The following is a 23,446-nucleotide window of genomic DNA, read 5'->3' as shown; positions in this document are numbered from 1 at the left end:
CGTTCGATCATGACATCGGGCAGCGCATCGAAAGTGCGAGGCTAGTGCGTGAAGGCATCAGTCACCTTCAACCAGCAGGAATTCGAGCGGAAGCTGGCGAAGGACCTCGGGCGCGATCTGCCCTTTGCGGCGGCCCGTGCGCTGACCTGGACGGCGAAAGATATCCAGACGAACTCCAGAAAATGGATGATGCGCGTTTTTGACCGGCCGACACGCTGGACGCTCAACGCCGCATTCGTGCGCCCGGCCAACAAACGTGGATTGTCGGCGGAGGTCTACTTCAAGGATTTCGCGCCGAAGGGCACGCCCGCCGGAAAGTACCTGATGACGCAGATCAAGGGCGGGCGCCGCCCACACACGCGCTGGGAAAAGCGATTGATTCACGCCGGCATCATGCTTTCCACCGAACATGCATTGCCTGGCAAGGGGCTGAAGTTGAATGCGCATGGCAACGTGCCACGCGGTGTCTATTCGAAGGTGCTGGCACAGCTTCAGCTCGGCGACAGCCGAACCGGCAATGAGAGCCGGGCAAGCAAGGCGGCCAAGGGGAGGCGGGGTGCGGCGCGATACTTCGTGTCATACGGAAAGGACGCGCCCCGTATCGGATCGGTGCGACCGACTGGCTTGCCAAGGGGCATATGGCAGCGGGACCGTCGGGGCGCAATATCACCTGTGTTCGTGTTCGTCAGCGCTGCCCCTGACTATGCCGACATCTTCGATTGGAAACGGTGGGCGGCCGAAACAGCGCGCGCGCGCCTGCCGATCAACTTCAAGCGCTCCGCGGACCTGATCTTGCGCCGCCCGAACCGCTGACAGCCTCCAAGCGGGCCGTCGACCCAATACCATGCGGCCACAACGAGCGTTTGGGTCCTTCCTGGCCAACCCGGCCCCGCGAGTAATTCGAACCGCGGGGTTTCGGCAGTCTGAGCCGATTTTGAAAGCCTAAAGTCGAAGCCTAAAGATGAGCGAAACCGCTAAAGTCGAGACGATGGCGAAGGGCGACTTCGCGCGCCTTGTCGGCGTTACGCCCGGTCGCGTCTCGCAATACATAGCCGAGGGCAAGATCTTCGGCGAGGCGATCGAGGGAGTGGGCCGGCTTGCGCGAATACGGCCAGCCTTGGCGCAGGCCCAGCTTCACAAAACACTCGAGCCGTCGCAGCGCCTTGGTGGCAACGGCGCGGCAGTGCGCTCGCAGGCGGACTCCAGGCCGTCGCAGCGCCTGACAGTTGAGCCGGTGCACGACGAGCTGGCGGCGGAGCGCCTGAAGCAGCAGCGCATCAAGACTGCGCAGGCGGAGCGTGAAGAGGCGTTGGCCTGCGGCCGATACATGCTGGCCGACGCAGCCCGCCGAGAGTTGGGCCGGGCGGTGGGCGAGGCGTTCAAGGTAATGGAGCAGGGCCTGCGCGACCTGGCGAATGCAATTTCGGCGGAGTTCGCCATTCCGGAGCGGGATGCACAGCAAGTCTTGCAGAAGGCGTTCCGCGAGATCCGCGCAAAGGCGGCAGCATCCTACCGGGCACAGGCCGAGGCAGTGCCGGCAATGGTGTCTGAGCAGGACGGCACAGAGCTGCGGTCCGCCTCATGACCATGCTCTTCAACCCCGAGCGGCTCAAGTACGAGGCACTTGCCGCTGCCGCCACACCGCCGCCGCCCGTCGACTATCTGGCATGGGCCAAGCAGAACATCGTCTTCTCGGATCGCATCTCCGCCTTTCCGGGTCCGTACAACGAGGCGCTGTTTCCGTTTTTCTCGGAGATCCTGAGGGCCCTTTCGCCGGAAGACCCGTGCAGCGTGGTGACGCTCGGGAAATCCGCCCAGGTGGGCGGCACGATCCTGGCGAACATTTTCACGCTCGGGACCATGGACATGGACCCGTGCGATTTCCTCTATGTCCACCCGACCGAGGAGAACGCCGCCCGCTGGTCGAAGACAAAGCTCATGCCGCTCGTGCGGGAAACCGACGCGATCCGAGCCCTGTTCTCTGAATCAAGTCGGGATGGCGGAAACTCGATCCTCTACAAGGAACGGATCGACGGGCGGGGCGCCATCCAGGCAGCGGGCGCGAATTCGCCGGCTGGTCTGTCGATGATCTCGCCGCGCAAGCAGGTTCAGGACGATCTCGCCAAATGGTCGATGAACGAAGCAGGCGACCCCGAGACGCAGGCGGACAGCCGGTCGAAGGCCTTCTTCAACCGGAAGGTCTTTAAGATCTCGACGCCGTTGGTTTCACCCGGCTGCCGCATCACAACTAACTTTCATCTTGGAACGCAGGAGAGCTATCACGTCCCGTGCCCGCACTGTCACGAGATGCAGGCGCTGCGGTGGGAGAACATGCGGGATCACATAGATCCCGAGCGGCCTGAGAAGGCGCACTTCGTTTGCGTGCACTGCGGATGTGAAATCGAGGAACATCATCGCTCCTGGATGGTGGCGCCAGAGAACGGCGCACATTGGGTCGCGAAATATCCGGATCGCGCGCGCCACCATCGCTCGTTTCACATCTGGGTCGCCTATTCGCCGCTCGAAAGCTGGGAGGCGCTGGCGCGCGCGTGGCTCAAGGTGCAATCGGGCGGGCCAGACGAGAAGGAGAAGGGAGCTGGCGCCGAACAGGTATTCTTCAACGACTGGCTCGGCCTGCCGTTCGAGGCGGAGAGCAAGGCTGTCGCCTGGGAAGATTTGCGCGACCGTGGCGAGGAGACCGGCTTCAAGCGCGGTCTCGTCCCTGCCGAGGCGCTCGCCCTGTCGCTCGGACTGGACGTTCAGGGCGATCGTGTCGAGTGGCAGCTGGTCGGCTATGGCCGGAATCGTTTCCGCTGTGTCATGGATCGCGGCATCGTCGACTATCGGGCAGGCAGCCACCTGCCTGGCTACCGTGCGCATACGGGCCATATCAGCGAACCGGAAGTTCGCGCGGCGCTTGACCGGCTCCTGAAGCGCACCTGGCCGGACGAATGGGGTAACCAGCGCTCCGCCGATATCGCCGCGATCGACGGAAATGCCTACACGGAAGATGTCTGGGGCTGGGTTCGCAAGCATCCAAAATCACGCGTCATCATGGTGCGCGGGGATAACCGAGACAATGCGCGGCTCCTGTCGCAGGTTCGTGAGTTCGACAGGAAAGGCAAGCCGAAGAAGCAGAAATGGACCTCGCGCTTCTTCAACTTCAACGCCTCGATCATGAAGATCGGTCTCTATCGCGACCTGAAGAAGGATGACCCAGAACGTGCCGGCTATGTCCGCTTCGCGCTCGGCCTGGGCGACGATTTCTACCAGCAGGTGACGTCTGAAGTCCGCGTCGAGGAGCGCACGCGGACCGGGCATCCGCGCTACGTCTGGAAGCTGCCGTCCGGCCAGCGCAATGAAGCGCTGGACATGATGAACCAGGCGCATGCCGGCGCCATCCGTCTCGGCATCACCTATTGGACCGACGAGGAATGGGACATGCTCGCGGAGCGTCTGGCGAAGCTGGACAAGCCGGTGCAGGGTGACCTCGAGGACCTGATCAGCCCTGTGGCTGGTGACCAGCCAGCCTCCGCTTCAGGTGGGCAAGAGGCAGCGAAGGGCGCACTGGTCGCAGCGGCGCTGCAGCGCGCCGAGCGCGCCAAACGCCGGAACTCATAGGAACATCATGGTTTTGACCCCGGAAAAGCGAGCGGCGCTTGAGGCGCAGCTCGAACAGGCGCGCGTGGCTGAATTCAAGCTCGAGACGGGAAGCCTCAGGGCGAGCGTTTCATACGAGGGTGAGCAGGTGACGTTCTCTGCCGCGAACCGCGCTTCATTACGGGCCTTCATTCGCCGTCTCGAGGCGCAGCTCGGCCAACGCGCGAGCGGACGGGCGAGAAGCAGGGGAGTAACGTTCGGATGACACCGAGGGTATCTGGTGAGGCTCCCGCCCTGATGGGGCCGAGCGGCGCGCCGCTGCCTCCTGCCATGCGCAGCGCTGCCCGGGCGCAGATGGCGCGCAACCGCCTGATGGCGTCCACAGCCTATCAGGGGGCGGGATACGACAATCCGTCGCTCGCCAAGTGGAGGCCGCGCACCTGGTCAGGGCATTCGGCTCTGCGCTGGGATCGGGAAAGCCTGGTCGACCGGCTGAACGATGTGGCGCGAAACGACGGCTGGGCTTCCGCCGGTGTGACGCGGCTCGTCGACAACATCATCGGATCGGGCTGGATCCTGTCGGCGAAGCCGAACTATGCCTCGCTCAACCTCAGCTATGACGAGGCGGAGGAAATCGCCGATCGGATCGAGGCCCTGTGGCGGGATTATACGCTGGATGTCGACATGTGGTGCGACGCCGAGCGCTCGAAGAACATGGCGGGCATCCTCGGGCTTGCTGCACGACATCGCTTCGGCGCCGATGGTGAAGCCATGGCCATCCTGATCTGGCGCGATGACGCGCCGGGCTTCCAGACCGCAGTGCAGGTTGTCGATCCGGGCCGGTGTTCGAATCCCATGGGCAGGATGGATGACAAGACGCTGCGCGACGGTGTCGAGATCGACGATCACGGCGCCGCCGTGGCCTATCACTTCCGCCGCGCGCATCCCGGCGACGTTTTCATGGGAATGCCCAACCAATGGCAATGGGACCGTGTCGAGCGGGAAACCGAATGGGGAAGGCCGATAGTCGTCCATGCCTTCGAGGCGGCGCGCGCTGGCATGACGCGTGGTGCATCGAACTGGGCTCCGGTGATCCGCTCGATCAAGCAGGCGACGGATTATGAGGATTTCGAAACCCAGGCGGCGCTGCTCAATGCCGTGATGGCGGCTTTCATCGAAACGCCCTTCGATCCCGACGAACTGATGGACTCGCTCGGCGCGGACGGCACGTCCGCCGTCGGCAGCATGTATGGCGCGCTGGCTGAGGCGCAGCAGGCCTATTACGACGCGGCGCCAATCAACCTTCCAGGCGTGCGGGTGAACACACTTCAGCCTGGCGAAACCGCGAAGTTTACGCGGCCTGAGCATCCGAACGTGAATTTCGAGGCTTTCGTCAATGCTGCCTTGCGCAAGATCGCAAGCGCCGTCGGCCTGTCCTATGAGCAGCTCACCATGGACTGGTCAAAGGTGAACTACTCCTCGGCCCGCGCGGCGCTGCTCGAGGTCTGGAAGGGGCTGACCAGCCGGAAGAACAATTTCGCAGCACAGTTCATGGGCCGCATCTATCGCGCCTTCCTGGAAGAGATGTTCGACAAGCGGCTGATCGTGCTCCCGGCGCATGCCGTCCCCTTCGATCATAACCCGGCCGCATGGTGTCATGCTGAGTGGATCGGGCCCGGCCGGGGCTGGATCGACCCGCAGCGCGAGGCGCAGGCGGCGGGCATCCGCATCTCGTCCAACTTGTCGACGCTTCAGCAAGAAGCCGCCGAGCAGGGCCGCGACTGGAAGGTGAACGCGCTTCAGAGGAAGCGCGAGCGCGACTTCTACACAAAACTCGGACTTGATCCGGACAGTGCGCAGCCCGAGACGCGGACACAGAGCAAGACCGTTACCGAGACGAAGGAAACAGACGACGAAATCGAGGAAGAGGTGAACGGGCAAAGATCCGAAGCCCGACGCCATCCTCTGGGCATACCCGCGATCCGGAGGAGAGCAGCATGAGCAGGTCGACGCATTATCCCGAGATCGCGGCGCGCATGTTCAACACTCCCCTCATGCTGCATGAGGGAAAGGGCAATGTGATTGCCCGCGCCTTCGGGCCGCGTGTGCTGGGCATGCCGGATGCCGAGGCCGTGGTTCATGGCGGTGAACAGTTCGGTATCGTCGGCGACACTCTGCGCGATGAGGTCGATGGATGGGGCCAGCCTGCTTATCGCGGTCCGAAGCGGCTCTCCGACAGAATTGCCCTGATCGAAGTCGAGGGCACACTCATCAACAAGGGCAAGTGGATCGGAAAGTCCTCCGGCCAGACGACTTATGAGGCCATTGGTTTGCAGGCCGACGATTGCAGGACGGACGATTCCATTCATGGTGTCGTTGTCGAAGTGGACAGTTTCGGCGGCGAGGTGACCGGTGCCTTCGATTGCGCGGAGCGCCTTTTCGAGCTTTCGCAGGCAAAGCCCACCATAGCGATCCTGACCGATCATGCCTTGTCCGCCGGCTATTTGCTCGCCGCGCCGGCGCGTCAGGTCGTCATTCCGCGAAACGGCCAGGCGGGTTCCATCGGTGTCATATCCATGCATGTCGACGTCAGCAAATGGCTCGCCAATCAGGGCCTCGATGTCACCATCATGAAGGCTGGCGCGCGAAAGGACGATTTTAACTCCTACGGCCCGATCCCCAAGCATGTGCTGGAAGAGGCGCTCGCCGAGATGGAGGAGATGCGGAGGGATTTCGCGGAAACGGTCTCACGCTTCCGCGCCGGTCGTTTGAGCTTCGACGCTGCCATGGCGACGGAAGCGATGTGTTTTCGCGGTCAGGCAGCGGTCGACCTCGGCCTTGCTGACGCGGTTGCGCGGCCCAGCCAGGTGCTTGCCGCATTCGAAGAGGAGCTCGGCCGCCTGGCCGGCTGAAACCAGCGACAAAGGAGAGACTGATGTCGACGCTGACTGCAAGCGTCCTCGCCGCCGTGCGTGGACGGAAGAAGGGCTCGCGGCTTGAGAGCGAGCCGGAGGAGAATCTCGACGAAGAAGTGGTGGAAACCGGCGCAGAGGATGACGAAGAGCAGCCCGCCGCCGAATCCGAGGAAGAAGACACGTCTGCCGAGAATGACGAGCGCCCCGAGGATGCCGAAGACGAAGAGAAGCAGCCGCAGGCCTCTACCGCTCGTGTGCGCCGCGCCGAGCAGGGCCGCATTCGCTCCATCCTCACCCATCCCAAAGCTGATGCCAATCCGGGTCTTGCCGCCGAGCTTGCCTTCGGGGAGCGCTTCTATTCCGCCAAGGAGGCCGGCGCACTTCTCGAACACTCGAGTGCTGGGACCGGAAGCCTCGCCGGCCGCATGAAGGGGCGAAGCCCGAAGATTGGCTCGGGCAGTGCCGCAGGCGCGGGCAATGAGCGCCAGGCGCTCGTCGCCGGTGTGCAGGAGGTCATTCAGTCGATGCACGGGCGCAAACCCAAGAACGTCTGAACGGTCCGGCTACGGCCGGACCTTCCCCACAATCGGCCCGCGTGGGCCACGAAACGAGGAAGACAGTCATGAACACTGCAACCTATGCACCGAACGACCTGATCGTCTCGGATATCCCGGTGGTCACGCGCAACGTGACGCTGACAGGCGGGCCGTACGAACGGGGCACAGTCCTTGGCCGCATCACCGCCACCGACAAATACACGATCTCGCTGGCCGCCGCAGCCGACGGGTCCGAGGTTCCGGCGATCGTGTTGGCCTTCGACGCTGATGGCTCCGGCAATGACGTCGTAGTCGCCGCATATGCGTCGGCCGGTCTCGACGCGAGCAAGCTGCATTTCGGCGCCGGTCATGATGCCGACAGCGTCGAGGCCGCCTTCCGTACCGCCGGCCGGTCGCTCTTCGTGCGTAAGCTCGCCTGAACTCAACCGCCCCGATCCGGCGGCAGCCGCCGTTCGGACGACGACCGAATTGAAAGGGTCAATCCCATGAGCAACATTCTTCTCAACACGGCGGAACTGGTCGCCGTTCTTCCGCCGCGCGACCGACCGGAAGCCTTCCTGCGCAGCACCATGTTCAGCACTGTGGTGCTGTCCGATCAGGAGGAGATCGTCTTTGACAGGATCCTGCCCGACCGGGAGCTGGCTCCCTTCGTGCACCCCGATGTTCCTGGCAAGGATTCCAGCAACCGCGGCTTTCAGGTGACCAGCTTCACGCCGGCCTATGTCAAGCCGCAGAACACGCTGCGTCCCGGCCAGAACATGATCCGCATTCCCGGCGAGCGGCTCGCCGGTGGCATGAGCCCGGCGCAGCGCTACGCATACAATCTGGCGATGCTTATCGACGATCAGGATCTCCGCATCACGCGCCGTGAGGAAGCCATGTGCAGCCAGGCGCTGCGCACGGGCACTGTCATCGTCGAGGGTGCGGACTATCCGACGCAAACGGTGGATTTCGGTCGCGATGCGGCCCTGTCGATCGCGCTGGCAGGCGCGGCACGCTGGGGTGAAGCCGGCGTCGATCCTTACGACGATGTGGAGGCCTGGGTTCAGCTGCTTGCCGACACGGATGGCTTTACCGCCCGGACCGTCGTCCTCGGACCGGGCGCCGCTGGATACCTGAAGAAATCGCAGCGATTTCTCGATGCCCTCGACAACCGCCGTCAGGACGGCGGGAAATTCCAGCTTGGGCCGGTCTCGACCGGTGCGGAAGGCGTCTACCATACGGTTCTCGGAACCATTGGCCAGCTGACCTTCGTGCAGTATTCGCAACCCTACACCGTGGCCGGTGTGAAGAGCAATTTCTGGCCGAGCTTCGGCGTCGGCCTGTTCGACCCGTTCGGCTTCAACGGTCACTTTGCCTATGGCGCGATCCTCGACAACGAGGCGCTCCGCGCCGTGGAACGCTTCCCCGACATGTGGATCGAGAAGAACCCCAGCCGAACGGTTGTTCAGACCCAGTCCGCGCCGCTGCCGATCATGCCGGAACCGAACGCCTCGCTGTTCGCACTGGTGCGCTGATCCGCGTGCCGCCTTCAACCCTTCGCCGGATCATCCGGCGAAGGGCTGCGGGAGACACGCGCAGCAAGCAAAGGAGAAGTCACCATGTCGAAGACACAGCGTTTCAAAACCTCGATCGTGCTCGGCGCGCACTGCTATGCGCCGGGCGCCGACGTTCCGATCGGCGGCAAGACCGGCCTGACGCGCGAGGAGGCCGAGAGGATCGAGAAGGAGTTTGGGGCCTGGAGCGGCAGGGAGAACGAGGGGCCCGGTGGTCAATCCACCGATGCGCGTGTGGCTTTCGAGAAAGAGCTGAAATCAGTCTCCGAAGGTTTCGCGAAGGAGGAAAGGGCGCTCAAGGATCAGATCGCCACTCTGGAAGCCACTCTCGCGGCAACCAAGGCCGATTGCGAAACGCTGGCGGCGGACAACCAGGTCCTTGCGGACCGGGTCACCGAGCTCGAGGCGGAAGCGGCGAATACCAGCGATGGTGAAGACGATGGCGAAAAAGCCTGAAACCGTGACCGGACGTTGGCCGGTTGCCATTCGCGATCACGAGGGCAAACGCGTGTCGGCCGGCGGTCGCGCGACAGTGAGCCGTGCGAAGGCCGACGAGTTCGACGCACGCTTCGGTCGCCTCGAAGCGGATCCTGCCGTTGTGCCGCCACAGGCCGGCCTCTCAGAGCCTGGTTCGTGAGATGCCGATCCCCCCTCATCCAGTGTTCGCGGACATGCCCGGTGCATTTCTCGATGCGTTCGGGGTTTCGTGCGAAGTGACCATATCCGGAGTTCCGCTCGCATCGCCCGTCCGCGCCATCGTCCGCGGTCCGTCGGGTGAGGTCATCACCGGTTCTGGATATGGCGAGCCGGGCCTCAACGGGATGACGCCAAGGGTGTCCTTCGCTGTAGTCGATGTGCCCGGACTGAAGGACGGCGATCGGATGGTGCTTGGCGGGGTGACCTGGGTTGTCCGCGAGCCACTACCCGATGGGCGCGGCATGGTGCGCTGTGAACTAGAGCGCGGATGATGCCACATCCCAGAATGCTGATACGCGAACAGGTCAGAACCCTGCTCGCGGCCGCCGCGCCTCCGGGATGGAACGTCCAGAAGGGAAACGGACGAGCGCTACCCGAACCCAGCGTCTGTCCATGCATTGTCGTGGCGATTCCGAACGAGTCGGTCAGTCGTGGAGCACAGCGCAAGCGCCGTGAACCGCGCCTGACCGTTTCCGCCTTCATCGCGGAAACCGTCGGTGGTGATGACCAATGCGATGATGCGTCTATCTGGATCGAAGCGGCGCTCGACGCGGATCCAACGCTCGGCGGTGTCTGCCAGGACTGCACCCACGTCGAAAGCTCGGTCACGCCCTATCCCGGCGGCGAACGTCCGATCTGGGAACTATCCCTTACCTACCACCTGCGGGTGTCCTGATCCCGCTTTTCTCAAGGAGAACTTGTCATGTCGACACAGCTCGGCCGCCTTCTCATCCTCCAGCGTCCGACCGGTCAGCCTGCGCCGGCGGACTGGGAGAATGTTTGTGGCATCAACACCACGAACTTCCGCATACTCAATGACATCATCGAGTCCAAGCGGGCGAACTGCACCGACCGCGCCCAGCCGCCCGTGCGTGTCCGTAAATATGGCGGTAAGGACGTGAACTTCTCCGGCTCCGGCATTTTCGATGACGATGCGGCGGGGAAGTTGCTGGCCGACGCAGCGGTCAACCAGACGGTGCTTGCGGGATATCGCGCCTTCGTGCCGGGCTATGGCGACTTCGTGGGCGACTGGCTGGTGCCCAATTTTGAGTTCTCGGGCGACCTCGACAATGACATGAATTTCTCAGCCGAAGTGCAGGCTTCGGGCGAGATCGCCTACACGGCTATCTGACCATGACGGAGAACGTCTGGCGAGGGGAGAGGCGCCTTGCACTGCCCGATGCGCGGCCCGTCATCCTGCGGGTTTCGCTTGACCACATCGCGAGGCTGATGGCCGCGACAAAAACCGAAACGCTTGAAGGCCTGCAGGATGCCCTTCTTGCGCGAAAGCCCGAAACCCTCCTGGCCGCGCTGGCCATCGTTGTCGGAGAAGACCAGGCGAACGTGTTGTGGCCGAAGGTCAATGGAGCTGCCGGTCTGACGGCGGTCTTCGCAGCGGTCTCCGGTGCGGTGTCCGGCCTGACGCCAGCCGAGGAGGACGAAGCAAAAAAAGCGCAGGCCGAACGCGAAATGGAGATGCAGGCCATGGCGCTCGGCCTGCTGGCGCGCGCGTTCGGCCAATCGAGCGGCTCCCCTTTGGTGAATGGATGAAGTTCGCAGGAGGGGTCCTGCATTGGACCGAGGGCGAGTTCTGGCAGTCGGGATTTGCCTACTTCCGTGCGGCCTGGGAAGGCTGGGCGATCTCGTCCGGCGCGAAGAAAGTGAAGACCGCACCACCGACGCGGGAAGCCTATGAGGCCGCAAAGATGGCGCTAGCGGCACGTGACAGTAAGCGGTTGAGCAAGGGACGCGACGTTGGCTAACGAAGACCTCCGCTACCGAATTGGCGGCGACACGTCCGGCATCGATGCGGCGTGGGGGAAGATCCGGCGCGACGCGCAGTCCACTGGGTCGGCCATCGGCGGTGCGATGGGGAAAGCGCGCTCGGGTGTCGAGTCCATCATGGCGCCACTGCGAGCCGTCCCGGCCTTGTTCGCGGCCATCGGTGCGACAGCCGTCATCGGCAAGGTTCGGCAGACCGCTGAGTCTGTTGCTGAAGTCGGACGACAGGCCAAGCAGGCCGGTGTCGATGTCGAGGCGTTCCAGGAACTGAAGTTCGTCGCCGAGCAGAACCGCATCGGCGTGGATATCCTCACCGACGGCCTGAAGGAACTGAACCTGCGGGCCGACGAGTTTGTGGCCACCGGGCGCGGTTCGGGCGCAGAGGCGTTTGGTCGGCTCGGCTATTCCTCGGAAGAGCTGGCGCGCAAGCTGAAGAATCCGTCGGCGCTGTTCACCGAGATCATCGGCAAGCTGGAGCAGTTCGACCAGGCTGCGCGCATCCGTATCTCGGACGAACTTTTCGGCGGCTCAGCGGGCGAGCGCTTTGTCGAACTCATCGACAGGGGCGAGAAGGGTATTCGCGAGCAGATTGCGGCGGCGCGTGACCTCGGCCTTGTTATGGATTCAGACATGATCCGCAAAGCCGAGGAGGTTGATCGGCAGTTCAGTGTCATCACGACCACGATTGGCACGTCAATGAAGCGGGCGATCATCGGCGCGACCAGCGCTTGGTTTGAGTTTCTAAACAGCTACAGGTCTTTCGAGAGCCAACAGAGCAGTGCCCTTGAGAATAGTGCACGCGAAGACGGCAGACAGCGACTTGAGATCGAGAAGCAGATTTTCGAGTTGAAGGAGCGGCAATCCAGTTTGGTTGGGAAGGCCTTCGAACTCCAGCGCCAGGAGATCGATTCCACGATAGGCCGTCTCAATGCAAGCCTCTCGCTGCTCAGCGAGCGTGATCGCCAGCGCGAAGGCGTGTTGGCTGGACGGGATCGCCCGCAGGCAGACAGCGAAGCGACAGTGAAGATCGACACCTCAGTCGAGTTCATCAGGAAGTATAACGAGCAGCTCGCCCTCTCAAACCGCGAGCGCGCGATTGCTGCTGAAACGCAGCGCATCCTGAACGACGCGTCGTCTCAGGGGGCGAGCCTCACGGAAGAGCAGGCGCGCAAGCTGGCGGAGCTCTCCGTCGCGCGCAAGGAGGCTGACAGCACATCGCAGGGGTCGGCCAAGGCGGCTGACAGGGAAGCGGAAGCAATCGGTCGCGTGATTGCGGGTCTCGAGTTCGAACTCTCGCAGATGGGGAAGACCGATCTTCAGAAGCGGATATCGAACGAACTGCGAAACGCAGGCGCCGATGCGGCTTCGCGCGAGGGGCAGCGGATTGCTGAGCTTGTTACCCGCATCGAGGCGCAGCGTGCCGCCGAGGAATCTCTGAAGGCGGCGCAAGAGGCGCGAACTCAGTCTCTCGAGTACCTGTTCCAGGCCGGACAGGACGCATTTCTGGCCATGATCGACAATTCCGGCCGGGCCGAGGACGCAGTCAAGCGCCTGGCGATCCAGCTGGCATTTGCTGCCGCGCAGGCTGCGCTGCTGGGCACAGGACCGCTCGCAGGACTGTTCGGCGGGACGGGTGGTTTCCAGATGTTCCCCGGCGGATTTGGCCTGCCGACACAGGGTGTCGGCCTGTTCGACGTGGGAGGGTGGACAGGAGACGGCAATCCGAGCGACGTGGCCGGCCTGACCCATCAGCGCGAATTCGTCGTCAAGGCTGGTCCGGCCGAGAAGTATCGGCCTCTGCTCGAGGCGATCAACATGGGGCACGGGATCGGAATGTTCTCGATGCCGCAAAGGATGGCTGAGAGCGCGCGTGAAGGAAGCGGCCTCGTGACCCTGCGCGTGATCGGTGAAGAGGGGCCGATGTTTCGTCCGACGATCCGCGCCGAAAGCGAGAACGTCGCGGTTCAGGTGAGCCAGCAGGCGATCGGCCGCTTCGATGCGCGCCTGCCGGACCGCGTGCAGGAAATCAGCAACGATCCAAGGGCAAGAGGCTGATGGCATTGGTTTTCCCGCTGGCGCACGCAGATTTCCAGGACACGATCAACGTTGCATCCGCTCCGTTCCGCCTGCAGCGCTTCGAGGAGTTGTCCGGTTTGGGCAGTGGCCAGTTCCTGACCGGGGAGCTGGCGCCGCCACTCTGGTCAGCGAGTGTGCGGCTGCATACCGCATTCCACGATGACGGCCTGGACATCCAGTCGCGGATCGATTCACTAGACGGTTCGCTTCACTCCTTCCTGTTCTACGATCCGCGTACCGCTTTTCCTCGCCTTGATCCTGAAGGCGCGCTGCTTGCCGGCGCCGCGCCCGTGGTGCTGTCGATCGAGGCCGACAACAAGTCGTTGCGTCTGGGTGGATTGCCGGCAGGCTATCAGCTCTCAAGCGGCGACATGCTGTCATTCGAATATGGCGTTGGCCCCGTGCGCAGGACATTGCACCGGCTGCTCCAGCCGGCGTTGGCAGATGCGCTGGGCGAGACGGCGCCCTTTGAAGTCCGACCGCATTTCGGACCGGGTGTCGCAACTGGTGGTCCGGTCGAACTGATCAAACCGTCCGCCTTCATGCGGATCGTGCCGAACACCTTGAATGTGAGCGAAGCGGACGATCTCGGGACTGTTGCGATCGCGTTCTCGGCGCTTCAGCGCCTTCATCCATAGGGCAGGAAAATGGTGCGAGCGGTCGATGCGGCGACAGCCGCGGAACTTCAGGCGCGGGAAGGCCTGATCTATCGTGACCTGGTGTGGGTCACGGCGAAGAACCGGGCAAATGGCGCGCCCGAGAGCATTGGCCTGTGGACTGGTCTCGAGCATGTCGATATCGCGGTCGTGTCGGGGGAGACGGGCCTCGACGTGACGCGAAAATACTACGGTGCGGGCAGTCTGCTCCATGTGCCGCCGATACCGCTGGTCTCCGATCTCACAGTTCGGCGTGTCACCATTACCTTCAGCCATCTGGATCCCGCCATCCTGCAGGCCGTGAAGGGCTATGACACCAGAAACGGTCCCATAGAGATTCACCGCCTCTACCTCAATCGTGCGACGCGGTTGCCGATCGCGCCTGCCGTGCCGCGCTTTCTGGGCTTCATCAATGGCGCGCCTGAAACGCGGCCGAAAGCCGGCGCAGAAGGCAGTATCCGGCTGGAAGTGGTTTCGCACACGCGCGCGCTCACCCGAAAAACCGCAGCGCGAAAGTCCGATGAGTACCAGCGGCGCCGGCTGGGAGATCGCATTTATAGGTTCACCGATGTCGTCGGCCAGTGGGAGATCGCCTGGGGCGAGGAATCGGGGCCCATCGGATGACACGCTTTTCCTTTTGGCGGCCCGCGCTCGCCGCCTATTTCGACAGCGTGAAGGACCGCGAATTCGCCTGGGGGACGCATGATTGCGCACTATTCTCTGCTGGCGGGGTCGAGGCCATGACGGGTATCGACTTCGCGGCTGGCTACCGCGGTCGCTATTCCTCGCTGGCGGGCGGGTTGCGGCTGCTCAGGGCGGAAGGGTTTGCCACGCACGCGGACCTCGCTGCAAAGCATTTCGCCGAGATCCATCCGTCGCAGGCGCAGGTGGGCGACATTGCCGCCATCCGTGCTGATGACGCTGGCCTCTATGCGCTTGGGCTTGTGCAGGGCGCGCGCATACTCTTCCTGAGCGTCGAGGGCGGGATCGGCTCCAGCGACCTGCTTTCAGCCGAGCGGGCATTTCGGATTTGATCATGGTTCGATTGTTTTTCTGGACGATCTTGCTGCTGCTGGCTTCCGTCTCACTGGCGCATGCAGGCCCGCTTGCCGGTCTGATCGGCCTGCTGACCTCGACGACTATCGGCAAGGTGCTGCTCAGCATCGCGCTGAAGGTCGGCATGTCGCTCCTCCAGCGGCTGATGATGAAGAACGAGGAGCCGCAGCAGCCCGGTATCAAGACGCGCGTCGGGGTTGGTGGCGACAAGACGATGTCTTTCATCGTCGGCACCTACGCTACCGCGGGGCACATGGTCTACGCGAATACGTGGGGCAAGGTCCGCTCGACGCCCAACGCGGCAATCGCCCAGGTGATCAGTCTCTCCGATCTTCCGGTCTCGGCGATCTCCAATGAGGTCTGGATGCGCGGACGGAAGATCGTCCGGGACCCGGGTCTTGGTGACAGGCCAGGCTCGTTTGCATGGTTTGGAGCGACCAGCTACCCGTTCAGTGAGTTTGTGCACGGGGATCATCCGGGCATCTACTGGCTGTTCGCCAAGTATTTTCCCGAAGGTCGCGCGCAGCCCGACCCGAACCTGATCGCGACATTTGGCGGCGCCGGCGCGCGCGCCTGGAATGCCAACATGGTTGGGCGCGGCGTGGCCTATGTCATCCTGACCGCCGAGTTCAACCGTGACCTGTTCCGTGACCGGCCCGAAGCGATCTGGCAGGTCTCAGGTCTGCCGCTCTACGATCCTCGCCAGGACGATACGGCTGGTGGCACGGGAACGCAGCGCTGGGGAGAGCCAGAAACCTATGCCTTCACCGACAATCCGGCGGTGATCATCTACAATATCCTGCGTGGTATTCGATACGAGGGCGAGCTGGTGTTCGGCGGCGAGATTCCCGCCAGCCGGTTGCCTCCATCGAACTGGTTCGCGGCGATGAACGAATGCGACGTTGTGATCGATGGCGAGCGGCAGTTCCGCTGCGGTTACGAAATCAAACCATTCGACCAGTCGCCGCTCTCCGTGATCGAGGAGCTGCTCAAATCCTGCACGGGGCGCATGGCGGAAATCGGCGGGGTGTACAAGATTCATGTCGGTGCCCCGGCGTTGCCGTCCTACTACTTCTCGGACGATGCCATCGCCATCACGGAAGACCAGTCGATCGACCCATATCCGGGACTCGAGCAGACGTTCAACGGCGTGAGTGCGACCTATCCCGAACCCGCTGCCGCGTGGGCGATGAAAGATGCGCCGAGGCGCATCGATCAGGCCTTCGTCGATGCGGACGACGGGCGCGAGCTGGTGGCCGCGCAGGAGTTCAATGCGGTACCGTTCCCGATCCAGGTGCAGCGCCTTCAGAAGGCGCTGATGGAGGACAACCGCCGCTTTCGCCGTCATCGCCACACGCTGCCGCCGGAGGCATGGTTGCTCGAACCGCTGGATACCGTTTCGTGGTCGAGCGCGCACAACGGATATGTGGATAAGCTCTTCCTGATCTCCGCCATGGACGATCTGGAGAACGCGAACCAGGCCGTCTCCCTTCAGGAGGTGGACCCGAGGGACTATTCCTGGACGCCGGCCACCGACAAGTTGCCCTATACCGTCGGCCCAATGGGGCCGATCGAGCCAGCGCCGCAGGTGATGTATGACTGGACTGCGGCTCCAGCCTCCGTGCCTGACAATGATGGACAGCCGAGGCGCCCGGCAATCCTGCTAGGGTGGTACGGCGCGATACAGGACACGAAGGGTGTCGAGTTCGAAGTGCGTCTGGCCGTCTCCGCCGAGGTCATCTATCGAGGTCGAACGGATCAGGTGCTGATCGGTCAGTTGATGATCTCGCAGGGGCTGCTGCCGTCCACCGACTATCAGGTTCGGGGGCGCTACCTGCCATACTCGAACCGGAAGAGCCTATGGGGCGGCTGGCTTGCTGTACGAACGCCGGATGTGAAATTCGATGTCTATCTCGATATCGATTTCGAGGGGCTCAACCAGGTCATCGGCGAGCGCAACGAGTTCGTTGAATTCAATGTGCGCGAGGCGATCGAGCGCGCAATCGATAATGCCACATCGGATTTTGCCGATTTCGACCAGCAGTATGGCCAGATTCAGAAACTGCGTCGCGAGGCGACTGCCAGTTTCGAGGGCCTGACCGCGTCCTACAAGGAGGCGGTTCTGGTGGTTGCTACCGAAACGGAAGCTCTCGCGCAGCGCCTCGAGATCCTCGAGGTGACGGTCGATGAGGATATCGCACAGGCGGTCGATCTGCTGACAACGGAGATCGCGACGGTGGAGGGGCAGGTCACGGCGCTTTCGGATGCGCTGACTTCCGTCAGCGCGAAGGTCGACGGGGTGTCGGCCAGCGGCACGTTCAGGGTGCAGTCCGGCGCATCACCGGGCGACGGTTGGGCGCGCGCTGCGCTACAGGTGAGTGCGGACAATGGCGTCACCTTCGAGCAGGCATCCATATTTCTGGACGCGCGCACAAGCGGTGCGCCGCGCAGCCGGGCGGTACTGGATGCGGAGAACCTCTTCTTCGGTGACCTTTCCAGCGGCAGCGTCGTGAACCCTCTGGTCTATTCCGCCGGCGTCTGGAGGATGAACCTGGCGCATATCGGCACGGTCACCGCGGGGATGATCCTCGGCACGACCGGAAAGACGCGCTTCGAGCTCGACAATGACCGATTCGTGGTGGGTGACTGATGACCGACAGGCTGGTGCTCGGGGCATTCGACGGAACCTTCGTTTTGCGTGGTTCCCGTCCAGGCTTCGACGTTCTGGATCCGTCCTTGCTGCCTGAGCACCTGTCATTCGACAGTCGCTGGATCGAGGCTGGAAACATCATCAGCCGCGGTGAATTCGTCAACCCGCCGGGCTTCAATATCCCGATCGCAAACGGTCTGTCGAACCCTCCAATCGTCATCGCGCTCATGTCTGGCGTCGGGCCGGACCTGAATACGTGGTTCCTGATTACGAGCACCGACACCATCAACTGGCCGGCGAATGTCCTGATCACGGACACCTTCGCGCAAATCTCGATCTCGACTGCTGCGCCAATCGGCCCGGGTTCACGTCTCGTTCGATACTACGTCTGCAGGAATATCTATGGTTGATCGGGTCATCCTCGGACGAAGGGGCGCGCAGTTTGGTCTCTGGATATCGAAACCGGGTGTTGATGCGACGTTGGCGACGGATGCAGAACTGTTGTTCACGACCGAGTCCGGCTTCGATTCGATGCAGGTCGTTCAGACGGGTCGCGTGCAAGTTACGAACGGTGCACCTGCGACGGTGATTGTGCCCGACCTGGGATACAAGCCGGCAGTGGTGATCATTCCGGAACTGACATTCCTGACCAATCCGAGCAATACGGCCATCCGCTTCTGGTCCACCTACAACAGCACCACGTCGATCAATCTGAACATCTACCACAACAATCTGAACTACAACGGATGGTGCCTCTATGCGGTCCTGAGGGTTCGGGCCGATGGTTGATCGGGTTGTTCTGGATGCCACATCGATGCGGGTTTCGAAGCCGGGCGTCGATGTGTTGACCGCGGCCGAGAGAGACCTGACCTTTAATTCGCAGTGGTCGATGCTCTCATTGCTGCAGAAGGGGTCATTCTTCTCCCACCGTCCCGATGGATATCTGGAGAGTTTCCGAACAGTAACCGTCTATTTCAACCGGAGCTACGCGCGCCGGCCAATGGTCTTTCTCTCGGTCATCCGGCACGGCACGACGTTTCATTGGCAGCATATCGGATCGTGCCTGAACTGGTTCGTTTCGCCGACCCGCTACACGTATATGTGCAACGTGTTCAACGACCGGTTCGCTTTCACGAACTTCAGGTATCCGAACCTGAACGGGGGAGAGCACCTCTATGACTACACCGTCCGATATCTGATCTGGGATTATGACGTATGATCATCGAGCATGACGAAGCTGGGCGAATTATCCATGTGGTCAGCGACCCGGTCCCTACCGGCCTGGCTGCGATGCTTCGCGAGCGCGGCCACAAATTTCTCGACCTGCCTCCCGAACCATTGCCGGCGCAACAGACGCGCGATCCTGAAACCGGTCATCTCTTATTCGATGCGGACGGAGAACCCGTGTTGGCGTCTCCCGGCATGCGTTTCGCCGCGTGCGACATCCTGACTGACCATGTGGTCGATGGCGCGGTCGTACGGCGACCGTCATGCGGTTGCTCGCTCGACATTGCGGGATGCGTCGTTTCGCTCTCCGATCTGCCCGGATCAACGACGCTTACGTTCCTGCTCGATCCAGCCGATTGGGCGAGTGCGGTTCAAGTGGAGGTGGAAGGCGTGTTCAGCCTGGAAGTGGACGAGGCGGGACCGCTCCGGATCCGCGTGGCACCGCCCTGGCCATACATCGAGGAGACGTTCGATGTTGAGATTGAGTAGGGTCGAACACGCGCGCAAGCGGGCGCTTGATCTGATCGACCAGCACTTTGCGGCGCGCATCGATACCGTTCTCGGACCATTGGCGGCTCTGCATCTGTTGAAGCGGATCGTGCCGGACGGTCACCTGGTTCCTGACCGGGACGCGGTGGTGAGGCGCGCAGCCGAGCAGGACGCTGAGCTCGCTGCAATCGACCATGCACGCCGGGTGTTGAAAGCGGATGTGCGCGCGGCCGCGACGAGTGACGAAATCCGGGCGCTGACCGAGCACCTGTGAAGTCCACGCAATCTCTGGAGAAAACATGAGCGACCAGCAGAACGGGCCGGCGAGCCCGATGGTGCTTGCCGTCGAATCGGCGGCCCTCAACGAGTTCTATCGAAAGCGGACGCTTGGCCTTTCTGCCGCGCTCGAACAGGCGCGCATGGAGGTTGATGCGCTGAACGCGGAGGTCGAGCGCCTGACGAAAATCAACGGCAAGCTGCAGGACGTCGCGGCGAAGGAGGCCGGACATGGCGGGTAATCTGTATGAGCAGGGCTATCTCGATAGCGGGACCGCTTCGGTGACGCAGGGACAGACCCTTGTCACGGGGCAGGGCACCAACTGGCTGCAGATCGTGCGGCCGGCGGACGATTTCGGCAAGCACGTGGGGCGGCCGATACCGATTGCATCAGTCGACAGCAACACGCAGCTGACGCTCGCCTATCCATGGCCCGGTCCGACGCAGGCTGCAGCGGACTACAGGATCACGTTCACGCCCTATCATGTCGCCTACCGGCAGGCTCTGCAGGAGATTGGGGCGCTGCTCGCTAGTGGTGGAGTCTCTGCACTGGCGATGCTGGAAGGGTCTGCCGGCAAGTTGCCGTTCTTCACCGGCCCCGGAACGATGGGGCTGGCGAACCTCAGTGACTTTGCGGGCGATGTGGTTGGTCCGCTTGGCGCAGCAGACGGTGGCGTCGCTCTGTTCGACGGAGCCACGGGAAAACTCCTCAAGAATGGCGGAGTACTCGGAAGCGCCGCACTACAACCCTATGAAACGGGATTCTTCACCTCAACGCTGTCCGGCCTAGCGGTGGCTGGTTCGCCCACCTACGTGCAGCAACAAGGATCATACGTCCAGATCGGCAAGCTCACTTATGTGACGGTTTATCTTGTCGTGACCAACCTGGGCGGAGCTGACGGTCAACTCCTCATAGGTGGTCTACCCTTTCCCATGGCTTCTGGAACCGTAAAGCGGCCTCTGTTCCATAGCGGCTTCTGGACAGGCTTCGATCTGGGCACACCCTACACGATGTGGACGGGCTTCATGCTAAGCGGGAACACGGTCCGTCTCTACAGGTGGTCACAGACATCCGGGACTGAACCACTCAATGCCGCGCAGGTGACCGGGACCGTCACCGTCTACGGCAACATGGTTTATGAGGCTGCATGATGATCTTGGAAGAAATCCAACTGACAGACGCAGGGCCTGTCAATTTAAGGTTCGCTGATGGCGGCGCATTCTTTCGTGAGGTGCGCCTGCCCGGTGCGGCGGTAGACGATCTGCCAACCGAAGCACAGTCACAGATCGCGGCCCACTGGACACCGGCGCGGATTGCCGCATTCGAGGCCGCGCGCATGCAGGCGGAAACCGACTGGCAGGCCGAGCTCAACGCGATGCGCGGGCCGACGACCGGCGTGCATGTCAACGCAGAGCGTGAGCGGCGCATCTCAAGGGGCCGCGCATTCTCGGTTTCTGGCTACGGAGATGTGCCTTTGACGGGACGCGGGCGCGACCAGCTCTTGCTCATGGGGCTATTGGTGAAGGCACAGACGCTTGTCGCTTCAGGGGTGACTGATCCGGTGATGACTGTGCGAGACGCCAACAATCTGAAGCATATCTTGACGCCTGCTCAGATGGTCGAATTGTTGAGCGCCGGAATGGCGTGGATAGAGGCGGTTATGGCCGTTTCATGGGCTATGAAGGATGGCGATGCGCCATTCGAAGCGGGCATACCTGAGGACGTTACCAGCGATCAGTGGTGGCCATGATCCTGATCTTCGATCCTGGCAGCGCTTAGTCGAACCATGCGAGTGATGATCTCAACGATGATCACTGCTCCAATAATGTAGGCCGGACCCCAAAACCAGAAGCTCATCATGCCATGCCTTTCGGCTCGAGTCGGGGAGTTCGTAACTCTCACAGAGTAAGAGCGCCGGCGCCTTTAGGCTCTCGCCCTGGACATAAGCGCCGGCCTCCCCGACCAAGACCGAGGAGTGCTATTTGCAGCCGCACTGAGGCTGCTCTGTGAGGGGTTACGACGCCCCACGATCACGTTTGTGACCGCGTTAGAAACATAGTGATTTTGCTCATCGAGAGCAATCAGGGTCCTGGCGGGCCCGCAGTTATTGTTCCGCGTGCTGCCTGAGCCCCGCCCGCCAGTGCGTGCACTTATATCCGAGATCTACGCCAACCGGCAGCCCGGGCCTCACTCTCGCTGCAAAACCAGCGTTCGCCGCGGACGAGATCGATCCGAGTTCTTCGATAGTAGTCCTGACCGGGCAGGTGGTAGATGCGCTGATTGTCGTCAGAGATGTTGCCCTTGATGGCACAGCCCGACCCCGGCATCGCCGCCAGCCATCGGCCGTCGAGGAGATCGTCGGCGAAATAGCCGAGCCCAAGGCTGACGCACAGCAGTGCCGCGGACCACATAGGCCAACTACGGCGAGGCTCCAGGTCCTCGGCCAGAACCTTGAACTTCTCCGGATCGGCGTGCTTGAGCCGCCTGAGCTTGTGAACAGTGCCTGTCATCCGCGTGAGTCCTAGCACTTCGCCCTGAAGCGATCGTTCTAGAAAACCCCACAATTTGAAAGGAAACACCATGACCTGGCGCCTTGCGCGCAGCCTCGAAGTGCTGCGCAAACAGATCAACGCGGCCGCACCGACCCGCTCGAAGGCGAGCGACGGCACAATAGGCGACGCAGCCCATGCTTCGCGATCCTCCGACCACAATCCGTGGATCAAGGATGCTGGTGTCGGCGTGGTGACAGCGCTGGATGTTACGCACGATCCGAATGGCGGCGTCGACATCCAGAAGCTGGCCGATGCGCTGATCGCGTCCAAAGATCCCCGCATCAAGTACATCATATGCAACGGGCGGATCGTCAGCGGGTCCGGCCAGAAGCATCCGGCGTGGAAGTGGCGGCCGTACTCCGGCGCCAACAAGCACAGTCGGCATGTGCACATCTCCGTCAAGGCCAGCAAGGCGCACTACGACAGCGTCCAGGATTGGCGTGTGGACGGTTCCACGATCGGGGAGGTCTCGCCCTCTGACAGCGTTCTTCGCCGCGGCGCCAGCGGGCCGTTCGTGCGCGAGCTTCAGGATAACCTTCGCGCACTCGGCTACGCGTTGCGCGCCGACGGCGAATTCGGCGAGGAAACCGAACGAGCTGTGCGCATCTTCCAGGGACGCGCCGGTCTCACGGTCGACGGATGGGCTGGGCCACGCACGCTCGACGCGATCGGCAACGCGGTGGCCGAGAAGGCGGCCAAGCCGAAGATCGAGGCCGCACGCGAAGACGCCAAGGAAAAGGCAGCGGATGAAGTCGAAAGGAAGACCGGTTGGTGGCAGAAGGTCACCGGCTTCTTCGGTGCGGGCGGCGTGGGCGGTGGGCTTCTTTGGGGTGTCGATTGGCAGACACTCGTTGTCATCGCCGGCGCCGCCATTCTTGTACTGCTGCTGATTGTGCTCCTGCGCAGGCAGATCGTGGCCGCCGTGCGCGAAATTCGCGAGGGCCTGGCCTGATGTTCGGCCTCTCCATCGGCGCCTGGCTGCGCGCCGGGGCGGCGGTTGCCGTTCTCGGGGCGCTGACATGGTCGCATCTCGCGGTTTATCGCGCCGGTCGCTCGGCCGAGCAGGCGGCATTCGCCGAAAAGATCAATCAGCAGAATGAGGAGGCCGGCAATGCGGCTGAAGACTGGCGTGCTCGCTATCGTCGCTGTGTCGACACTGGCGGGCTGTTCGACCACGAAACCGGCACCTGTGACCAGTGACGGCCTGCGGGCTGTGGTGGGGACGTCGCTGATCGGCGCCCGAGGCGTCACCCCGGGCGATCAGCGCAAGATCGACGAGACCGCTGCGGGGCTTTGCGGGGCCTCGATCTGGTCGGCATCGGAATGCGCCCGGCATGGGCGCGAGACGAAGGGCTGA

General features: G+C 62.6%; 32 protein-coding genes. 31 read left to right on the top strand and 1 reads right to left on the bottom strand.

What is annotated here, in order from left to right:
• The first annotated feature begins 48 nt into the window (after positions 1-48).
• The 28 genes from NA2_RS20035 to NA2_RS21350 all read left to right on the top strand — a co-directional run bounded on the left by NA2_RS20035 (position 49) and on the right by NA2_RS21350 (position 21,287).
• Positions 49-813: a hypothetical protein gene (locus NA2_RS20035; RefSeq protein WP_008599077.1), complete on the top strand. Its 765-nt coding sequence runs from the start codon at positions 49-51 to the stop codon at positions 811-813.
• 148 nt (positions 814-961) lie between these two features.
• The gene (locus NA2_RS20030) at positions 962-1,585 is read left to right on the top strand and encodes a hypothetical protein (protein ID WP_008599076.1); all 624 of its coding nucleotides are present in this window, start codon (positions 962-964) and stop codon (positions 1,583-1,585) included.
• Positions 1,582-3,621 carry a phage terminase large subunit family protein gene (locus tag NA2_RS20025; protein ID WP_008599075.1) on the top strand — a complete coding sequence of 680 codons (2,040 nt, stop codon included), beginning with the start codon at positions 1,582-1,584 and terminating at the stop codon, positions 3,619-3,621. Before NA2_RS20030 ends, NA2_RS20025 begins: the two co-directional genes overlap by 4 nt.
• A 7-nt stretch (positions 3,622-3,628) precedes the next feature.
• The gene (gpW, locus tag NA2_RS20020) at positions 3,629-3,865 is read left to right on the top strand and encodes a gpW family head-tail joining protein (protein WP_008599074.1); all 237 of its coding nucleotides are present in this window, start codon (positions 3,629-3,631) and stop codon (positions 3,863-3,865) included.
• A complete protein-coding gene (locus NA2_RS20015) occupies positions 3,862-5,601 on the top strand; it encodes a phage portal protein (protein ID WP_051011701.1) in 1,740 nt (579 codons plus the stop codon). The genes gpW and NA2_RS20015 overlap by 4 nt, the downstream gene beginning before the upstream one ends.
• The gene (locus tag NA2_RS20010; RefSeq protein ID WP_008599069.1) at positions 5,598-6,512 is read left to right on the top strand and encodes a S49 family peptidase; all 915 of its coding nucleotides are present in this window, start codon (positions 5,598-5,600) and stop codon (positions 6,510-6,512) included. The genes NA2_RS20015 and NA2_RS20010 overlap by 4 nt, the downstream gene beginning before the upstream one ends.
• A gap of 23 nt (positions 6,513-6,535) precedes the next feature.
• Positions 6,536-7,069, top strand: coding sequence for a hypothetical protein (locus NA2_RS20005; RefSeq protein ID WP_008599068.1), 534 nt, complete (start codon positions 6,536-6,538; stop codon positions 7,067-7,069).
• Positions 7,070-7,137: 68 nt separating this feature from the next.
• Positions 7,138-7,491 (top strand): head decoration protein, encoded by a 354-nt coding sequence (locus NA2_RS20000; protein ID WP_008599067.1) that lies wholly within the window; start codon positions 7,138-7,140, stop codon positions 7,489-7,491.
• 66 nt (positions 7,492-7,557) lie between these two features.
• A complete protein-coding gene (locus NA2_RS19995; RefSeq protein WP_008599066.1) occupies positions 7,558-8,589 on the top strand; it encodes a major capsid protein in 1,032 nt (343 codons plus the stop codon).
• Positions 8,590-8,673: 84 nt separating this feature from the next.
• Positions 8,674-9,084 (top strand): hypothetical protein, encoded by a 411-nt coding sequence (locus NA2_RS19990; protein WP_008599065.1) that lies wholly within the window; start codon positions 8,674-8,676, stop codon positions 9,082-9,084.
• A complete protein-coding gene (locus tag NA2_RS22080) occupies positions 9,056-9,265 on the top strand; it encodes a hypothetical protein (protein ID WP_157188337.1) in 210 nt (69 codons plus the stop codon). The genes NA2_RS19990 and NA2_RS22080 overlap by 29 nt, the downstream gene beginning before the upstream one ends.
• A 1-nt stretch (position 9,266) precedes the next feature.
• On the top strand, positions 9,267-9,596 hold the full coding sequence (locus tag NA2_RS22480; protein ID WP_420798717.1) for a head-tail joining protein: 330 nt from the start codon (positions 9,267-9,269) through the stop codon (positions 9,594-9,596).
• Between the two features lie 14 nt (positions 9,597-9,610).
• Positions 9,611-10,000: a hypothetical protein gene (locus NA2_RS19985; RefSeq protein ID WP_008599063.1), complete on the top strand. Its 390-nt coding sequence runs from the start codon at positions 9,611-9,613 to the stop codon at positions 9,998-10,000.
• A gap of 27 nt (positions 10,001-10,027) precedes the next feature.
• Positions 10,028-10,456, top strand: a complete 429-nt coding sequence (locus NA2_RS19980; protein ID WP_008599062.1) for a phage tail tube protein — start codon at positions 10,028-10,030, stop codon at positions 10,454-10,456.
• Positions 10,457-10,458: 2 nt separating this feature from the next.
• Positions 10,459-10,875 (top strand): hypothetical protein, encoded by a 417-nt coding sequence (locus NA2_RS19975; protein WP_008599061.1) that lies wholly within the window; start codon positions 10,459-10,461, stop codon positions 10,873-10,875.
• 204 nt (positions 10,876-11,079) lie between these two features.
• Positions 11,080-13,161 carry a coiled-coil domain-containing protein gene (locus NA2_RS19965; RefSeq protein WP_008599059.1) on the top strand — a complete coding sequence of 694 codons (2,082 nt, stop codon included), beginning with the start codon at positions 11,080-11,082 and terminating at the stop codon, positions 13,159-13,161.
• Entirely contained in the window at positions 13,161-13,820 is a 660-nt protein-coding gene (locus tag NA2_RS19960) for a hypothetical protein (protein WP_008599058.1), read from the top strand. The genes NA2_RS19965 and NA2_RS19960 overlap by 1 nt, the downstream gene beginning before the upstream one ends.
• Before the next feature lie 9 nt (positions 13,821-13,829).
• A complete protein-coding gene (locus NA2_RS19955; protein WP_040678764.1) occupies positions 13,830-14,462 on the top strand; it encodes a hypothetical protein in 633 nt (210 codons plus the stop codon).
• The gene (locus NA2_RS19950) at positions 14,459-14,872 is read left to right on the top strand and encodes a DUF6950 family protein (protein ID WP_008599055.1); all 414 of its coding nucleotides are present in this window, start codon (positions 14,459-14,461) and stop codon (positions 14,870-14,872) included. Before NA2_RS19955 ends, NA2_RS19950 begins: the two co-directional genes overlap by 4 nt.
• A gap of 2 nt (positions 14,873-14,874) precedes the next feature.
• Entirely contained in the window at positions 14,875-17,544 is a 2,670-nt protein-coding gene (locus NA2_RS19945; RefSeq protein WP_040678762.1) for a phage tail protein, read from the top strand.
• Entirely contained in the window at positions 17,544-17,954 is a 411-nt protein-coding gene (locus tag NA2_RS19940) for a hypothetical protein (protein WP_008599053.1), read from the top strand. The genes NA2_RS19945 and NA2_RS19940 overlap by 1 nt, the downstream gene beginning before the upstream one ends.
• Positions 17,947-18,333 (top strand): hypothetical protein, encoded by a 387-nt coding sequence (locus tag NA2_RS19935; protein ID WP_081582736.1) that lies wholly within the window; start codon positions 17,947-17,949, stop codon positions 18,331-18,333. Before NA2_RS19940 ends, NA2_RS19935 begins: the two co-directional genes overlap by 8 nt.
• Complete coding sequence (locus NA2_RS19930; RefSeq protein WP_157188336.1) at positions 18,326-18,763, top strand: hypothetical protein; 438 nt, start codon at positions 18,326-18,328, stop codon at positions 18,761-18,763. Before NA2_RS19935 ends, NA2_RS19930 begins: the two co-directional genes overlap by 8 nt.
• A complete protein-coding gene (locus tag NA2_RS21365; RefSeq protein ID WP_008599050.1) occupies positions 18,760-19,260 on the top strand; it encodes a hypothetical protein in 501 nt (166 codons plus the stop codon). The genes NA2_RS19930 and NA2_RS21365 overlap by 4 nt, the downstream gene beginning before the upstream one ends.
• Entirely contained in the window at positions 19,244-19,534 is a 291-nt protein-coding gene (locus tag NA2_RS21360) for a hypothetical protein (protein ID WP_008599049.1), read from the top strand. Before NA2_RS21365 ends, NA2_RS21360 begins: the two co-directional genes overlap by 17 nt.
• A gap of 25 nt (positions 19,535-19,559) precedes the next feature.
• Positions 19,560-19,778 carry a hypothetical protein gene (locus tag NA2_RS19920; protein ID WP_008599048.1) on the top strand — a complete coding sequence of 73 codons (219 nt, stop codon included), beginning with the start codon at positions 19,560-19,562 and terminating at the stop codon, positions 19,776-19,778.
• Entirely contained in the window at positions 19,768-20,688 is a 921-nt protein-coding gene (locus NA2_RS21355; RefSeq protein WP_008599047.1) for a hypothetical protein, read from the top strand. Before NA2_RS19920 ends, NA2_RS21355 begins: the two co-directional genes overlap by 11 nt.
• Positions 20,685-21,287 carry a DUF4376 domain-containing protein gene (locus tag NA2_RS21350; protein ID WP_051011699.1) on the top strand — a complete coding sequence of 201 codons (603 nt, stop codon included), beginning with the start codon at positions 20,685-20,687 and terminating at the stop codon, positions 21,285-21,287. The genes NA2_RS21355 and NA2_RS21350 overlap by 4 nt, the downstream gene beginning before the upstream one ends.
• Positions 21,288-21,687: 400 nt before the next feature.
• Here NA2_RS21350 and NA2_RS19905 read toward each other — a convergent pair whose 3' ends face one another.
• The gene (locus NA2_RS19905) at positions 21,688-22,047 is read right to left on the bottom strand and encodes a sunset domain-containing protein (protein WP_008599045.1); all 360 of its coding nucleotides are present in this window, start codon (positions 22,045-22,047) and stop codon (positions 21,688-21,690) included.
• Between the two features lie 70 nt (positions 22,048-22,117).
• Between NA2_RS19905 and NA2_RS21815 the strand changes: the two genes are divergently transcribed.
• The 3 genes from NA2_RS21815 to NA2_RS21660 are packed head-to-tail and all read left to right on the top strand — an operon-like array spanning position 22,118 to position 23,446.
• Entirely contained in the window at positions 22,118-23,041 is a 924-nt protein-coding gene (locus NA2_RS21815; protein ID WP_008599044.1) for a peptidoglycan-binding domain-containing protein, read from the top strand.
• Entirely contained in the window at positions 23,041-23,289 is a 249-nt protein-coding gene (locus NA2_RS19890) for a hypothetical protein (RefSeq protein ID WP_008599043.1), read from the top strand. The genes NA2_RS21815 and NA2_RS19890 overlap by 1 nt, the downstream gene beginning before the upstream one ends.
• Positions 23,279-23,446, top strand: coding sequence for a hypothetical protein (locus NA2_RS21660; RefSeq protein ID WP_338009993.1), 168 nt, complete (start codon positions 23,279-23,281; stop codon positions 23,444-23,446). The genes NA2_RS19890 and NA2_RS21660 overlap by 11 nt, the downstream gene beginning before the upstream one ends.

It is taken from the genome of Nitratireductor pacificus pht-3B (assembly GCF_000300335.1).
In the GTDB taxonomy this organism is placed as follows: domain Bacteria; phylum Pseudomonadota; class Alphaproteobacteria; order Rhizobiales; family Rhizobiaceae; genus Nitratireductor; species Nitratireductor pacificus.
Note: the sequence above shows the minus strand (reverse complement) of the source record. Positions and strands in the feature narration are given on the sequence as shown.

Coding starts and splice junctions, on each gene's coding strand:
- NA2_RS20000 (WP_008599067.1), top strand. CDS start 7,138: ATGAACACTGCAACCTATGCACCGAACGACCTGATCGTCTCGGATATC.
- NA2_RS19935 (WP_081582736.1), top strand. CDS start 17,947: ATGGTTGATCGGGTCATCCTCGGACGAAGGGGCGCGCAGTTTGGTCTC.
- NA2_RS19990 (WP_008599065.1), top strand. CDS start 8,674: ATGTCGAAGACACAGCGTTTCAAAACCTCGATCGTGCTCGGCGCGCAC.
- NA2_RS20025 (WP_008599075.1), top strand. CDS start 1,582: ATGACCATGCTCTTCAACCCCGAGCGGCTCAAGTACGAGGCACTTGCC.
- NA2_RS19960 (WP_008599058.1), top strand. CDS start 13,161: ATGGCATTGGTTTTCCCGCTGGCGCACGCAGATTTCCAGGACACGATC.
- NA2_RS21360 (WP_008599049.1), top strand. CDS start 19,244: ATGTTGAGATTGAGTAGGGTCGAACACGCGCGCAAGCGGGCGCTTGAT.
- NA2_RS19905 (WP_008599045.1), bottom strand. CDS start 22,047: ATGACAGGCACTGTTCACAAGCTCAGGCGGCTCAAGCACGCCGATCCG.
- NA2_RS19890 (WP_008599043.1), top strand. CDS start 23,041: ATGTTCGGCCTCTCCATCGGCGCCTGGCTGCGCGCCGGGGCGGCGGTT.
- NA2_RS22480 (WP_420798717.1), top strand. CDS start 9,267: ATGCCGATCCCCCCTCATCCAGTGTTCGCGGACATGCCCGGTGCATTT.
- NA2_RS21350 (WP_051011699.1), top strand. CDS start 20,685: ATGATGATCTTGGAAGAAATCCAACTGACAGACGCAGGGCCTGTCAAT.
- NA2_RS19950 (WP_008599055.1), top strand. CDS start 14,459: ATGACACGCTTTTCCTTTTGGCGGCCCGCGCTCGCCGCCTATTTCGAC.
- NA2_RS19955 (WP_040678764.1), top strand. CDS start 13,830: ATGGTGCGAGCGGTCGATGCGGCGACAGCCGCGGAACTTCAGGCGCGG.
- NA2_RS19995 (WP_008599066.1), top strand. CDS start 7,558: ATGAGCAACATTCTTCTCAACACGGCGGAACTGGTCGCCGTTCTTCCG.
- NA2_RS19930 (WP_157188336.1), top strand. CDS start 18,326: ATGGTTGATCGGGTTGTTCTGGATGCCACATCGATGCGGGTTTCGAAG.
- NA2_RS21365 (WP_008599050.1), top strand. CDS start 18,760: ATGATCATCGAGCATGACGAAGCTGGGCGAATTATCCATGTGGTCAGC.
- NA2_RS19945 (WP_040678762.1), top strand. CDS start 14,875: ATGGTTCGATTGTTTTTCTGGACGATCTTGCTGCTGCTGGCTTCCGTC.
- NA2_RS20005 (WP_008599068.1), top strand. CDS start 6,536: ATGTCGACGCTGACTGCAAGCGTCCTCGCCGCCGTGCGTGGACGGAAG.
- NA2_RS21815 (WP_008599044.1), top strand. CDS start 22,118: ATGACCTGGCGCCTTGCGCGCAGCCTCGAAGTGCTGCGCAAACAGATC.
- NA2_RS20015 (WP_051011701.1), top strand. CDS start 3,862: ATGACACCGAGGGTATCTGGTGAGGCTCCCGCCCTGATGGGGCCGAGC.
- NA2_RS19985 (WP_008599063.1), top strand. CDS start 9,611: ATGCTGATACGCGAACAGGTCAGAACCCTGCTCGCGGCCGCCGCGCCT.
- NA2_RS20010 (WP_008599069.1), top strand. CDS start 5,598: ATGAGCAGGTCGACGCATTATCCCGAGATCGCGGCGCGCATGTTCAAC.
- NA2_RS19980 (WP_008599062.1), top strand. CDS start 10,028: ATGTCGACACAGCTCGGCCGCCTTCTCATCCTCCAGCGTCCGACCGGT.
- NA2_RS21355 (WP_008599047.1), top strand. CDS start 19,768: ATGGCGGGTAATCTGTATGAGCAGGGCTATCTCGATAGCGGGACCGCT.
- NA2_RS19920 (WP_008599048.1), top strand. CDS start 19,560: ATGAGCGACCAGCAGAACGGGCCGGCGAGCCCGATGGTGCTTGCCGTC.
- NA2_RS19975 (WP_008599061.1), top strand. CDS start 10,459: ATGACGGAGAACGTCTGGCGAGGGGAGAGGCGCCTTGCACTGCCCGAT.
- NA2_RS19940 (WP_008599053.1), top strand. CDS start 17,544: ATGACCGACAGGCTGGTGCTCGGGGCATTCGACGGAACCTTCGTTTTG.
- NA2_RS20030 (WP_008599076.1), top strand. CDS start 962: ATGAGCGAAACCGCTAAAGTCGAGACGATGGCGAAGGGCGACTTCGCG.
- gpW (WP_008599074.1), top strand. CDS start 3,629: ATGGTTTTGACCCCGGAAAAGCGAGCGGCGCTTGAGGCGCAGCTCGAA.
- NA2_RS22080 (WP_157188337.1), top strand. CDS start 9,056: ATGGTGAAGACGATGGCGAAAAAGCCTGAAACCGTGACCGGACGTTGG.